14 protein-coding genes and 2 pseudogenes are annotated in these 12,262 nt (G+C 59.6%); 6 read left to right on the top strand and 10 right to left on the bottom strand.

Annotated features, from left to right (window positions below; translation table 11 throughout):
- Positions 1–9: 9 nt before the first annotated feature.
- The 5 genes from NT179_06340 to NT179_06360 all read left to right on the top strand — a co-directional run bounded on the left by NT179_06340 (position 10) and on the right by NT179_06360 (position 6,446).
- Entirely contained in the window at positions 10–567 is a 558-nt protein-coding gene (locus NT179_06340) for a hypothetical protein (protein ID MCX5721635.1), read from the top strand.
- A gap of 83 nt (positions 568–650) precedes the next feature.
- Positions 651–1,142, top strand: coding sequence for a M48 family metalloprotease (locus tag NT179_06345; protein ID MCX5721636.1), 492 nt, complete (start codon positions 651–653; stop codon positions 1,140–1,142).
- Between the two features lie 184 nt (positions 1,143–1,326).
- Positions 1,327–1,974 (top strand): TetR/AcrR family transcriptional regulator, encoded by a 648-nt coding sequence (locus tag NT179_06350; protein ID MCX5721637.1) that lies wholly within the window; start codon positions 1,327–1,329, stop codon positions 1,972–1,974.
- Entirely contained in the window at positions 1,971–3,146 is a 1,176-nt protein-coding gene (locus NT179_06355) for an efflux RND transporter periplasmic adaptor subunit (GenBank protein MCX5721638.1), read from the top strand. Before NT179_06350 ends, NT179_06355 begins: the two co-directional genes overlap by 4 nt.
- 108 nt (positions 3,147–3,254) lie before the next feature.
- Positions 3,255–6,446, top strand: a complete 3,192-nt coding sequence (locus tag NT179_06360) for an efflux RND transporter permease subunit (GenBank protein MCX5721639.1) — start codon at positions 3,255–3,257, stop codon at positions 6,444–6,446.
- Positions 6,447–6,621: 175 nt separating this feature from the next.
- On the opposite strand, the gene NT179_06365 is transcribed toward NT179_06360, so the two are convergent.
- Together NT179_06365 and NT179_06370 are read right to left on the bottom strand one after the other, a co-directional pair.
- Complete coding sequence (locus NT179_06365) at positions 6,622–6,954, bottom strand: SCP2 sterol-binding domain-containing protein (protein MCX5721640.1); 333 nt, start codon at positions 6,952–6,954, stop codon at positions 6,622–6,624.
- A gap of 65 nt (positions 6,955–7,019) precedes the next feature.
- Positions 7,020–7,364, bottom strand: a pseudogene (locus NT179_06370) (S-adenosylmethionine decarboxylase).
- Between the two features lie 273 nt (positions 7,365–7,637).
- On the opposite strand from NT179_06370, the gene NT179_06375 reads away from it, so the two are divergent.
- A complete protein-coding gene (locus tag NT179_06375) occupies positions 7,638–7,835 on the top strand; it encodes a hypothetical protein (protein MCX5721641.1) in 198 nt (65 codons plus the stop codon).
- 14 nt (positions 7,836–7,849) lie between these two features.
- Here the strand turns inward: NT179_06375 and NT179_06380 are convergent, their stop codons facing one another.
- The 8 genes and pseudogenes from NT179_06380 to NT179_06415 form a co-directional block, all read right to left on the bottom strand.
- Positions 7,850–8,224 carry a DUF1499 domain-containing protein gene (locus NT179_06380; protein ID MCX5721642.1) on the bottom strand — a complete coding sequence of 125 codons (375 nt, stop codon included), beginning with the start codon at positions 8,222–8,224 and terminating at the stop codon, positions 7,850–7,852.
- Positions 8,221–8,478, bottom strand: a pseudogene (locus tag NT179_06385) (hypothetical protein). The gene NT179_06380 and the pseudogene NT179_06385 overlap by 4 nt, the downstream one beginning before the upstream one ends.
- Positions 8,475–8,675 (bottom strand): hypothetical protein, encoded by a 201-nt coding sequence (locus tag NT179_06390; protein MCX5721643.1) that lies wholly within the window; start codon positions 8,673–8,675, stop codon positions 8,475–8,477. The pseudogene NT179_06385 and the gene NT179_06390 overlap by 4 nt, the downstream one beginning before the upstream one ends.
- 294 nt (positions 8,676–8,969) lie before the next feature.
- Positions 8,970–10,031: a hypothetical protein gene (locus NT179_06395; GenBank protein MCX5721644.1), complete on the bottom strand. Its 1,062-nt coding sequence runs from the start codon at positions 10,029–10,031 to the stop codon at positions 8,970–8,972.
- 26 nt (positions 10,032–10,057) lie between these two features.
- Positions 10,058–10,717, bottom strand: coding sequence for a hypothetical protein (locus tag NT179_06400; GenBank protein MCX5721645.1), 660 nt, complete (start codon positions 10,715–10,717; stop codon positions 10,058–10,060).
- Between the two features lie 81 nt (positions 10,718–10,798).
- Positions 10,799–11,413, bottom strand: a complete 615-nt coding sequence (locus NT179_06405; GenBank protein ID MCX5721646.1) for a hypothetical protein — start codon at positions 11,411–11,413, stop codon at positions 10,799–10,801.
- Positions 11,414–11,454: 41 nt separating this feature from the next.
- Entirely contained in the window at positions 11,455–11,823 is a 369-nt protein-coding gene (locus NT179_06410) for a hypothetical protein (protein MCX5721647.1), read from the bottom strand.
- Between the two features lie 108 nt (positions 11,824–11,931).
- Positions 11,932–12,240 (bottom strand): hypothetical protein, encoded by a 309-nt coding sequence (locus NT179_06415; protein MCX5721648.1) that lies wholly within the window; start codon positions 12,238–12,240, stop codon positions 11,932–11,934.
- Positions 12,241–12,262: the final 22 nt, after the last annotated feature.

The raw sequence follows: 12,262 nt of genomic DNA on the forward strand, positions 1-12,262 counted from the left end.
AGGACGTGCATGAAACGCTTTACAGCCAGCATTCAGACCCGCCCCCCACTATGCTACTGGCCGCTGCTGATTACCCTCGCCGTGATTCTCTGCGCTAGTGGAAGCTGGGCGGCCCCCTCGACACCGGCCTCATCCATGACCCCTCGCGCCAAGCTGGACCGGATACTCGCCTGCCAACAGACGGAAAAGGATGCCGCGCTGGCGGAGAAGCGTAAGACACAAGATACAATGGCCGCGGTCGAATCGTTTATCGGCTCCCTCAGCGACCAGCCCAAACATTACGCGGCCCATGAGCGAGCCAATCGGGCATTGACCCTGGCGCGCGAGGCGCTCGCCAAGATCGACGAACGGCTGCAGCTTGCCGACCGAAAAATCGGCATGACCGTTCGCGCGCTACAGTATCTCGCGCCTGCACAAAGCGGCGTCACGAGGGCTCTCTTCTTGCCGACGTGCCACGACAATACACAGATTGGCTCGCGGACGGCGAAAACGAAAGTCGCTACCTCGATGGTTTATTCGGAGAGGAATACGGCTTTGTCACAGATCCTGCCCTGCTGCAACGGATGACCGCCCTGGTCACTCGTCTGCAGATGCTGTCATCCAGACCCGATGTACCGATCCAGGTGAGGGTGCTCGCGACAGAAAGCGGAATGGGAGCCTCTGCCACAGCAACGGCAATCTATTTCGACAAGGCCTATCTTGACCTCATGCCCTCCGAATCCGAACTGTTGTTCGTTGCCGGCCATGAACTCGCACATGTGCAACTGGGACATTTCAGCGAAGCCATCATCGGACGCGAACGCGACACACAGAGGATCCGCAAAGACCTAGGCCCTGGAGGAACGGCTATCCTTGGCTTGAGAACCCAGGAGGTGCTGCTCAAGATGCGAACGGGCCCCTGGGAACAACGACAGGAAGAAGCCGGTGCGGCCCCCAAAGGCATTCAGGAAGCGATGCTGCGGATGAACGAGGATGAGAAAACCGGGGTGAAGAAAGTTCCCCCGGACATTCAACGCTATCGAGACTCATTGCGGGATCACGCCAAACCCCTAGATCGCCTCAAGGCCCTCGAAACGGCCCTGGGCAGCAAATTCTGGGAACGGACCGATCTGACGTTCGGAGCCCTCTGCCCTCACCCCTGACTTCGTTTTTTCGCTTGCCCTCCGCACCTCTGGTTCTGAAACTCCCACGAGAACCGCTCACCCCAGACAGGGACAGGCCCCCTTCTGCCCCCTCCAACCACAAACAGCATCGTTTCTTGTCATGAAACATCTCGCCATGTTATCGTGCAATGGTGAGTAATGACTCACTCACTATTGGAGCTCGATGCGACAGACCACTCGAACCGTGCGCCCCTCCAGCAGAGAACGGCAGGCCGGCTTGATCGCCGCGGCTGCGTCGCTCTTTGCCGCCAAGGGGTTCAACGGCACCACCACAAAAGAAATCGCCAAATCGGCGGGCGTGAGCGAGGCCCTGGTCTTCAAGTATTTCCCGACGAAACGGGCGCTCTATGCCGCGATCCTGGCGGAGAAAGTGACCGTCAACGAACTGCTCGAAGCGGTGGAGGAAGCCTCCAAGAAACGGGACGACCATCGCGTCTTCACCATGATCGCGAGCTCGCGCATTCGCCCCGACGTCGATTCGACCCTTTTGCGGCTCCTCTTGTTCAGCGCCCTGGAGGGGCATGAACTCTCCGAGATGTTCTTCGGCAAGCACCATAAAGTGTTCTACGACCACCTGGCTTCCTACATTCGAACCAGGATCGACGACGGGGCCTTTCGTCCGGTCGATCCCCTCCTGGCGGCCCGCGCCTTCATCGGCATGGTCGTCCATCACCGTTTGCTCCATGAAATTTTCGAAGTCCCGATGCATCAATCCCACGAGGACACGGTCTCGACCTACGTCGATCTGTTCCTCACCGGTCTGATCAAGCAACCAGCCAGCCGTACGACGCCGGGGAGGCGTGCGCGATGAATTCCTTGAAGCAACATCCGATTGTCACGCTCGGCGTGATCATTTTCTTTGCGGTCACGGCCCTCGTCGTGTTTCGCCTCAGCAGCGGCGCCAAGAGCGATGTCCGAAAAACCCGCGTCATCACCGTCGCCACCGCGACGCCGCTGAAGCAGGACCTGGACATTCGGCTTACCTATACCGCCGACATCATCCCCAACCAGGCGGTCAATCTGTTCTCGCGGGTGGACGGCTATATCGGCAAGATCTACGTCGATAAGGGCGACCTGGTGAAAGCCAACCAGCTCCTGGTCGAGATCGACCATACGGATTACCAACATGCCGTCAACCAGGCCAAAGCCAACCTGGCGGCAGCCAGAGCGAGGGTCGCGCAGCAGGATGCGAGCGTCCGCAATGCCACCCTCACCCTCCATCGGATGCGGGCGCTGATCAAAGACCAGTTCGTCTCGCAGCAGGATCTGGATAACGCCCAGGTCTCGTACGACGCAGCGGTAGCGGCGCTCGACTCGCTCCGCGCGCAGGTCCAGCAAATGGAGGTCGCCCAGGCCCAAGCCGAAACGAACCTGGCCTACTCCTATATCCGCGCGCCCTTCGCCGGCTATGTGGCTGAACGCAACCTCGATCTCGGCGCCTATGTCAGCGGCGCCACCGCCGGCACCTCCACCACCTCGCGCGGGATCCTCACCCTCCATGAAATCCAGACGGTCCGCATTCTGATCGAGGTGGTGGAGAAAGACGTCCCGCTCATCCAGGTGGGTCAAAAGGCGGACGTGCGAGCCGAGGCCTATCCCGAGCGAATCTTCGAGGGCACGGTCACCAGAATCGTCCAGGCGCTGAACCGGGCCACCCGCACCATGACGGTCGAAGTGGACCTCCCGAACAAGGACCATGTCTTGAAGGGCGGCATGTTCGCCCGCGTCGAGGTCCTGGTCGGCAGCCATCGCAACGCGATTCAGATCCCCATCGACGCGGTCAGCCGTTTGGAAGATGCCCAATATGTCTATATTGTGCGCGAGGGCAAGGCCCAGCGCGTGCCGGTGGAAATCGGCGTCCGCGAGGACAACCGGGTCGAGATCACCAAGGGCCTGGATGGGTCCGAGCAGGTGATCGTCTCAGGAAAAGATCTCGTACATGACGGAACAGCTGTGCAGACGCAGCCGAGCCCTCAGTCCTGAGTGCTGAGTGCTGAGTGGAAATTGCCGATGTAGGCTGGCGAGGAAGAATATTGCAGGTACAACCAAAATGATCTCAGCACCCAGCACCCAGCACTCAGCACTTCCATCATGTGGCTAACCCTTCTCGCACTTCGCAATCGCATCGGCATCTTGATGCTGTCCCTGGCCATGGTGCTGCTGGGCGCCACCTCGCTGCAGCGGCTGCCGGTCGATCTCTTTCCCCAGATTCAAGTGCCGGTGGCCTTCGTCGGCGTCATCTATAAAGGCGCGCCGCCCCTCGACATCGAACAAAGCGTCGTCTATCCCATCGAAAAGGCCGTGAGCTCCGCCTCGAACGTCGAACATGTCGAGTCCTTCGCCAAGCAGGGCATCGGCGCGGTGCAGATCTGGTTCAACTGGGGCGCGGACATCAACGTCGGCCAGATGGAGGTGATGCAGCGGGTCACGCAGATCCTGAACAGCCTGCCGCCCGGCATCTTGCAGCCCTTCATCGTCAAATTCGACGTCTCCAATATCCCCGTCTCCTTCGTGACGGTCTCCAGCGACGATCTCGACGAACGGGCCCTCTACGACCTGGCCTACAACACGATTGCGCCGCAAATCGAGCAGATCGCCGACGTCGCCGCCGCCACCGTGGAAGGCGGGAAGATCCGCCAGATCAACATCAACCTCGACCCGGCCCTCTTGAACGCCCGGAGCCTCTCGATTCTCGACGTCGTCAAATCCGTGAAGGCCGCGAACCTGATTCTTCCCTCCGGCGACATCAAGGCCGGCAATCTGGACTACAACGTCTTCACCAATAATCAGTTCCGCACGGTCGACCCGATCCAGGACGTGATCGTGAAGGTGAACCCACAGGGCAGCCCCGTGCGGGTGCGGGACGTCGGGACCGTCACCGATTCGTCGGACATTCAGACCAACATCGTCCGGACGGACGGGGCCAGAGCCGTCTATCTACGCGTCAATAAACAGCCCATCGCCAACACCGTGGCGGTGGTGGATGCGCTGCGCAAGGCCCTGCCGAAGATGGTCGGCATCCCCTCCAGCGTGAAGCTCGGCATTTCCTTCGACCAATCGGTCTACATCCGCCAGTCGATCAACAACCTCGTCGAGCAGGCGCTGCACGGATCGCTGCTGGCTGCGGCCGTCATCCTGATCTTCCTCCGTAATTTCACGAGCACCCTGATCATTTCCGTCTCCATTCCCCTCTCGATCATGGTGACCTTCATCGTGCTCTATTTCTCCGGGCAAACCCTGAACGTGTTCACCCTGGGAGGCCTGGCCCTGGGCATCGGCCGGCTGGTCGACGACTCCATCGTGGAGCTGGAGAATATTCAGCGCCATCTCAACGACACGCCCCGCCGATGGGACGCGATCCTGGAAGCGGCGCGCGAAGTGGCGATGCCGATTCTGGCCTCGACCATCACCACGGTCGTCGTGTTCCTCCCGATTTTCTTCGTCGCAGGCATTGCCCGGTTGCTCCTGATTCCCCTGACCATCACAATCGCGATCTCGCTCTTCACCTCCTTCTTCGTCTCCCGCACGGTGACCCCGGCGCTCTGTTACAAATTCCTCAAGCCGGAGCAGGAAGCCCACAAGTCGATGCCGCGCTGGTTCGTACGGATGATGGGTTGGAGCCGCGAACGGTATGAGTCTCTGGACCGGGGCTATGAAGACTCGCTCCGCTGGGTCCTGGCCCATCGCCGACTCTTTATCGGCGGCATCCTGCTCCTCTTCGCCGCCTCGCTCGCGCTGGTGCCCAAGATCGGCACGGAATTTTTGCCTGTGTCGGACGAAAGCCAGTTCCGCATCGTTCTGCGAGGGCCGGTCGGTCAGCGCGTGGAGAAAACCGAGCAGCAAGTGGCGGAGGTCGAACGGGTGCTGCGGGCCCAGATCCCGGCAGAGGAACTGGAAACCATCATTTCCAGCACCGGCGTCTTGGCCCAGGGCCGCTCCTCCCTCTTCAATCCGAACACCGGCCCCCATACGTCGGTCATCTCCGTCTATCTGGTCTCGCCGGACAAACGGACCAGAAACCAAGTCCAAATCATGAACGACGTGAGACCCAAAGTGCTCAAACTCTTTCCGGGCGTCGCGATGTTCTTCGATCCGGGCGGGCTCGTGAAACGGGTCACCAGCTTCGGGGCTCAGAAATCCGTCGACGTGGAGATCTACGGCTACGATTTTGAAAAGGCCCGGGGAGTCATCCGCGAAGTCGAGACCATGATGCACCATATCCCTGGCCTGGCCGATATCGAAGTCAGCCGCGAGGAGAACTATCCAGAGGTCAACGTGGTGGTGGACCGCGAGAAGGCAGCCCTGCTTGGCATCAGCGAAACGGACGTGGCCAACGCGGTGCTCTTCTCACTCAACGGCAACGGCCAAACCGATCCCATCATCTATACCGACCCGCAAAACGGGAACGAGTACTACATCAGCGCATGGCTCGCGGAAGAACACCGGCAGGACCTCACGGACATCGAGAACATCGTGCTGACCGCCAAGACCGGTGAGCCGGTCCTCCTCAAGAACGTGGCTTCGCTCAAGCTGAATGCCGGCCCGGTGAAGATCGAGCGCAAATACTTCCAGCGGGTCGTCCATCTGACCGCCAACCCTGTGAACCGGGATCTCGGCGCCATCGGGGCCGATCTGGAGGCAGGCTTTGCCAAGATCCAGCTCCCCACCGGCTTCAGTCTCAAGCTGGCCGGCCAGATCCAACAACAGCGAGAGACCTTCGAGGGACTGATGTTTGCCACAGTCCTGGCGCTCATCCTCGTCTATATGGTGATGGCGGCCCAGTTCAAATCGCTGATCGACCCCTTCGTCATCATGTTTGCGGTCCCGATGGGCTTCCCTGGCGTCATCCTGATCCTCTTCCTGACCGACACGACCCTCTCCACCACCTCGATGATGGGCATCATCATGATGCTGGGCATCGTGGTCTCGAACGGTGTCCTCTTGGTGGATTACACGAACGTCCTGCGGCGGAAAGGACGGGAGTTACACGATGCGGCCATCACGGCGGCGCGGACGAGACTCCGCCCCATCCTGATGACCTCCCTCGCCACCGTCGCAGGGCTGCTGCCCATGGCGATCGGCTGGGGCACGGGCGGCGAAACGAACGCCCCCCTGGCCCGCACGGTCGTCGGAGGACTCAGCGTCTCGACGATCCTCACGCTCTTTCTCGTCCCCACGATCTATGTGATGTTAGAAGAACGGCTCCCCCGTCATAAGGACGAGGCTCCGCAAGAAGCCGATTGGATACCGGCAGAACCGGGGCAAACACCGACCAATCAATAGCCAGCATATGTGCACGACGGATACACACTCCAGCAGGATGCTCAAAAAGTCATCCAACTAGGCCGCAGGCGAGTCAAAACCGGAGGCGTACCCTTCGGGGGTACGTTGAGGATTTTGACGAACCGAGAACGACGTTGGAGGGCTTTTTCAGCATCCTGCCAGAGAAGCAGGCTGGTTAGCCGAGGGTGGGAAAGAGTGCTTTCAGTTGCATCGCGAGACCGATGTCCCCGCTGATCTTGAGCCGGCCCGACATGGCGACGGCCGGCCCGCTCAACTGCCCCTTCAGAATCTTGATGCAATCCTCTCCAGTCATCGAGAGCGAAACTTGCGGGTCCTCATGCAACCCCTCTGTGACCTGACAGGCCCCCTCACGAATTGTGAGAATGTACTGCCCGCCCTGCGCGCCGCTCAAATCGAATTGATAGACCGCATCAAGGTCTTCGGCCGCCTCTGCGTCGAGTTTGCCGGGAAGAAGCTGGAAAAAGTCTTTAACAGTGTTGGGGTTCATCGGTACATGGGATGGGAGACGCGAATCGATACGGGGGCCGCGTTGCCGCGGCCCCCGATCCAGAGCTAGTACCGGAGCGTCACCGTCGCGGTGCTGCGACGCGCGCCGAAAAAGTCTTTGGAGAACGTCTCGACAACGGCAGGGTCATAGCCCTTGCAACTGAAAATGTCGAGGTAGGCGTTGTTCGTATCGTTCGCAAAATGGCCGCTGATCAACGACGTCGAGATCAGCTGCACCATGGAATAGCCGGCGACCCGACCTGAGCCGAAATCGACGACCTGGCACTCGCCGAAACGCTTCATGCCGATCAGCTCACAGAGCTCCACGACATAGCGGCGAATATGGTCGGCGTTGCGAATAAGATCGGGATTACAATCTTGAAGGTCGACGGAGGTGCACAGTCCCCACGCTTTCCCCTCTCCCACCATCTCTTGGGGGGCAATCGGGGCAGCTGCTGGGGACTCAGGTGGAAAGATCGCGGACTCGGAACCGGCCGAGCTACTCATAAAGGGTGACACCTTTCTGTTAGGAGGGTGAAAAAACTGTGACGACAAACCGTCATGCCAAACTATACCACGATTTTTTTCGCATCAGGGAGGCTGACGAAACTTTTTTTCACACGAGGCGCTCCCGGGTCCCCCGGTCGGTTGACAAGGTTCTCAGCGGTCGGAGAGAATGCGCTCATGACCACGAGCACTCCATCGAATCCGACCTCGACCCAGTCGTCAGCCGACCTCCCGGACCGCCTCTGCACCTGGTGCAAGGTCGCCATGCGGAAACGGCTGGTCGCCAGCGGGCAATTCGTCCATTACACCTGCCCCATCTGCGTCTTCCAACATACGACCAGACGGGGCCCCAAACCGGCTGCCCCAGCCCATTGATCTCCGGTTGACGGTTAGAGTTTCCCCTCGACAAGCTTCCGGATCGCTTCCATCCTCTGACGGTTGACCCCGAAATCACGGTAGCCAGTCCGGGACGCAGACCGGAAATGGACCGTCTTCGCCTCGTCGTCGAACAGAAACTCCACATCGTCCACGAATCGCAGCAACAGGCTGGTGAACTCATAATGGAGATAGGTCTCGTCTTCCTCCACCAGCTTGGTGCGGGGAAGGGATTGGACAATCGCCTTCAGCGCCTCTTTCGCGTCAGCCCTGGCTTTCCGGTAGCGAAAGGGCGCAATGGCATGGCCCTCGTCTTGCGCCTGCGTCGACACACAGTTAGGACTTGCGGGACAGGGACGGAGCCGTTGAAAAGTTTCGGCAGGCATCATGGAACAATCAGCTTGTCATAGTGAGCGTGAGTGCCAATCCAGAACCAGTGGATTCCATCTGGGACATCGAAACCAAGCGCTCGATAGTGATCACCGACTCGTACCGACCACAATTATCCGATACGCTTGAGGTGAAGGGACGGGTGATGCGGGTTGGATTTCAAAAGCTGAAAATTCTTATCAGCCAACGCGCGAACATCTTCCGGGAGAGCCTGATACGCGGTCCAAAACCGTGACGAAGCGGTATGTTTCACAGAGGTCTAGCGTTGCCTTGCCCAAATTCGGCCCGCGCCTCAGCGATCGACTGATCCAGTTTCCCGGCCTTGAGATCCGCCTCAATCTGCGCGTCCCAGACGCGTCCCTCGAACTCAAGAAACCATGCCCGAAACTGCGCGAAGTCCTCGTGAGAGAGATTCAAGACCGTTTGCTCAAGCTGTTCAATCTTGCTCATAGATTACCTCCCACCAGGCTGCACTGAGTTGCCGACGTCCATGGAAGAGTCTAGCGAATTTGCCGTTTTCACGCAATCCGCTTCCCATTCGATGCGGTCGGCGAACCGGCGCAGCCGCGCAGACGGCTCAAAACGATCATCCAACGAGGCCGCAGCGAGAGCACATGCGCAGGATGCTCAAACAGTCCGTCCAGCAAGGCTGCAGCCGATGAACGCACCGGAGGCGTAGCCTTGGGCTACGTTGAGGATGCGTTCGAGGCGAGAACGACGCTGGCGAACTGTTTCAGCATCCTGCTAGATGAAGGGGGGCAGCGGCGCATACACCACCGAATGCCCGATCAACTGCCCTAAACAGACAGTCATCAGCTCTTCACTCAGCGGAGCCCGGTTCAGGCGGACCTCGATATGAAATCCCGCCTCGTTGCCGACGATCCCGATAATGGCGGACGCATCCTCTTCACCGGGAAACAGTTCCTGCGTTTGGAACTCGCAGAGGGTGCTATAGAGGCGGCCGTCTGGTTCGATCACGGATCGGAGCTCCGGCAGATCGTCGAGCACGCAATGCACCGAACAACGGTAGACGAAGCGGGCGGTGGGATCGATCGATTGGAAGTCCACCAGCGCGTCCTCGGAAAAGCCCGTCAGATAGGCCCGGACGCTGGCTGGTTCTGTGGCAGAGGTCGCAGCCAACTTACTGGCCGGCACCAGAAACTCATAGGCGTCTGCCGTGTTGTACTCGAACTGACAGGGCCCGAAGGCATCGGGCCAGGAGCAGAAGAAATGCGCAGAGGGATCGACCGGACGCAAGATCAGCTGCTGCTTTTCCACCGATGTCTCGACGGGAAGCTCCAGCAGCGTGATCGCTTCGAGAAACGCCGTGCGCCGCTCTTCCAGCCATTGGCCCCGCTCGGCATCGCCGCGCGTTTCACCGGGGGTGATCACCTCATGCGTCTGGAGCCTCACGCGGATAAACGAATGGGCATGGCGAAACCCCAGCCAGAACATGCTGCGGGGATCGTGCAGCCGCAACGGATCGCGAATGCGCCAGGGATGGCTGATCGAACAGTAGGTGCCGACGTCCTGATAGCGCTGGTAGACGGTGTGATAGGCCCCGGCCAGAAGGAAGAAGTCGCCGCGCCACCCCTCCCGGACATGGATCAGCGTCGCATCCTCCGTGGACCAGGCGTCCAACTGGTCGAAATCCTCCGGCGCCTCGACCGTCCATTCTTCGATGTAACAGATGACGTCCTTCGAGGGCGCCGCCGGCTTGAATCCTAACGCAGCCAGCCGTTCGCCCACGGCGAGCACCTGCCCGAAGGTCAGGGGAGTCGTCGTTTCCCAACGACGTTCACGCACGGTGGATCATCGCTCCCCCCGACCCATTAACGGGCCGTCCGCACAGCCTTCTGCTCGATCGTCGTATCGGCGAGATAGCGGTCGAAGTCGTCTTTCAGGGTTGCCGCCAATAAGTGCTGAACATCCTCGTCGCAAAACCAGAACAGGGTGTCGCGCTGTGAGCCCTCGACATTCCTGGTCGTCGTGCCCTGATCGCCAAGATTCTTCGCCGTGATGACCAGCTTGCTGCTGGTGTTCACCACCGTCGAAAAGACCCGGCTCTTGGCGTTGGCTGAAAAATCGAGCAGCTGCCCGCTGATGACGATATCGGCATCCTGCGATGTAGTCGCCCCCGCGCTGGAGGCCACCCGCACCGTCCAAGCCCGATCCTTCCACCCGCGCGTGCTCAAGCGATCTGCGAGGGCCTGGGCCAGCACCACCCCTGGCCGCTCCCCTGCCAAATCGAAGTAGGTGACCCCGCCCCATAAGTGGGTCCGCAAACCAAGGCGGGTCTTCTCAGCCCGCCGGTCGTCAAAAGGCTCAATGACGATGCGGACCGGTTCCGGAGCCAGGGATAGGGCTGCCACCTGTTTCTGCGGCACATCCAAATGCACCGTCTGCCCGGTTCCGGCGCAACCGGCGCCGATCAACAGACTTGCCGCGAACAGAATACCAACACTCAGTCGTCCCATTTTTGCACTTTTCATATTCTTCTCCTTGCGATTGGCCGCCCCACCATTGACGCAGTCCAGTCTACCCAAGTTACTAATCAGAGACAAATGCTGTTGCTAGCGGGTCACAACCGGGAGGATGGCGCGAAAGGTCTCGCGGCTAAACTCCGGCGCCTGACCGGCTTGAATCCTTGGATCGGTGAACGGCAGGAAACGAACAATCTTCAGAAATGACCGTTCGGCCAGGACCGCAGCAATCTGCGCCTTGCGATCATGGGTGATCGGCAGAGTATAGCCCTCGCCTCGCTTCCATTCCCACAGAGTCGGCGCCAGCGACAGTTCCAGCCCCTGCCCGGCGAGCTGATGAAACCGGTCCACGATCCGGGCCTTATGCTGCTTGATCCCCTCCCCCTCCAACATCAGGGCGCAAACGACATGGTGCCCCCACCAAAAGAGCGTCCGGAAGGCAAAGACGTTCGAGGCATGAAAATGTTTCGGAAAATCCAGATATTGATAGGGAAAGAGCTCGAGATGTTCACCCTTCACGAAATGGCAGTTGGCGGGATTGAAATCCGGCGGGGTCAGGAGAGAAACCGCCGAGACCTCCTCTTTCAACGCCGCATGGGTGGCCGTGAGATCATGCCGCACCTTGGCCATGATCTTCGCCTTGGCGCGAAAGAACTGCTGATCAGCCAGCAAGGCCGCTTCTTCTGCTGTGAAGGGTAATGACATAGCTATGAGTAGGCTGGATGAACGGATCGAAGTATGCTGCGCTATTTCTGCTGCGTTTCGAACTGGGAGACCGTCAAGTCGTACTGCGCCCGACATTCCGCACAACGGACCCACAGGGCATCCTGAAACACGTCCATCTCACGGACCGACAGGGCCGACATATGAGTCCCCATGCAGGTCTTGAGCGCCGCGAGCGCATCTTGTTCCGCAGACCCAGCCTCAGACAAGGCGGACTCGGCTGCCGATGCCTGCCTGGTAATCGCGCCGGTAGTTACCCGATGGACCATGCGGCAAGAACTGCACGTGAGCACCACAATGCGCTCCGGCTCGACGCGTTTGACCGTCAGACAAAGCGGATGCACCGACCAACATTGCTGGAGAAAGGCTCCGCCGCGAATTGTCTCTGCCATTACCTGTCCTCGCGCCCAAGCAGGTTAGTCTGGTTGATCTGGTTCATTTGGTTAGTTTCGTTCAAGCAAAAACCAGACAAACCAGATAGACCAAATGAACAAAACGGGCTACAGAGCCCAAAGGATCAGCATCACCAGCAGGCCAAGCCCATAGGGGAGCACGCAAGAATAGAGCAATGCCGACCTGGCTCGGTCCGTCGACCCGTTGCGCGACAGTTGCTCCTTGTAGACGAATTCACGGGAGAGAATCAGCACGGTGAGAGTCAGCGCCAAGGTCCGGCTTGTTCGCGGCCAGGTGTAGGCGCCGCTGGCAATGAAGTTCGCCGTGAAAAATCCACTGAAGAAGAGAATCAACGGCGCCAGAACGAAGCGGACTGAGTCGGAAAAAAAGGCATGCCAGCCCGGACGGGTTTCCACTGGACTGGACTGTGAGCTGGGA

It is taken from the genome of Nitrospirota bacterium, from assembly GCA_026387665.1.
Lineage (GTDB): Bacteria > Nitrospirota > Nitrospiria > Nitrospirales > Nitrospiraceae > Palsa-1315.

Coding starts and splice junctions, on each gene's coding strand:
- NT179_06340 (MCX5721635.1), top strand. CDS start 10: ATGAAACGCTTTACAGCCAGCATTCAGACCCGCCCCCCACTATGCTAC.
- NT179_06345 (MCX5721636.1), top strand. CDS start 651: ATGGGAGCCTCTGCCACAGCAACGGCAATCTATTTCGACAAGGCCTAT.
- NT179_06350 (MCX5721637.1), top strand. CDS start 1,327: ATGCGACAGACCACTCGAACCGTGCGCCCCTCCAGCAGAGAACGGCAG.
- NT179_06355 (MCX5721638.1), top strand. CDS start 1,971: ATGAATTCCTTGAAGCAACATCCGATTGTCACGCTCGGCGTGATCATT.
- NT179_06360 (MCX5721639.1), top strand. CDS start 3,255: ATGTGGCTAACCCTTCTCGCACTTCGCAATCGCATCGGCATCTTGATG.
- NT179_06365 (MCX5721640.1), bottom strand. CDS start 6,954: ATGAACCCCAACACTGTTAAAGACTTTTTCCAGCTTCTTCCCGGCAAA.
- NT179_06375 (MCX5721641.1), top strand. CDS start 7,638: ATGACCACGAGCACTCCATCGAATCCGACCTCGACCCAGTCGTCAGCC.
- NT179_06380 (MCX5721642.1), bottom strand. CDS start 8,224: ATGATGCCTGCCGAAACTTTTCAACGGCTCCGTCCCTGTCCCGCAAGT.
- NT179_06390 (MCX5721643.1), bottom strand. CDS start 8,675: ATGAGCAAGATTGAACAGCTTGAGCAAACGGTCTTGAATCTCTCTCAC.
- NT179_06400 (MCX5721645.1), bottom strand. CDS start 10,717: ATGAAAAGTGCAAAAATGGGACGACTGAGTGTTGGTATTCTGTTCGCG.
- NT179_06405 (MCX5721646.1), bottom strand. CDS start 11,413: ATGTCATTACCCTTCACAGCAGAAGAAGCGGCCTTGCTGGCTGATCAG.
- NT179_06410 (MCX5721647.1), bottom strand. CDS start 11,823: ATGGCAGAGACAATTCGCGGCGGAGCCTTTCTCCAGCAATGTTGGTCG.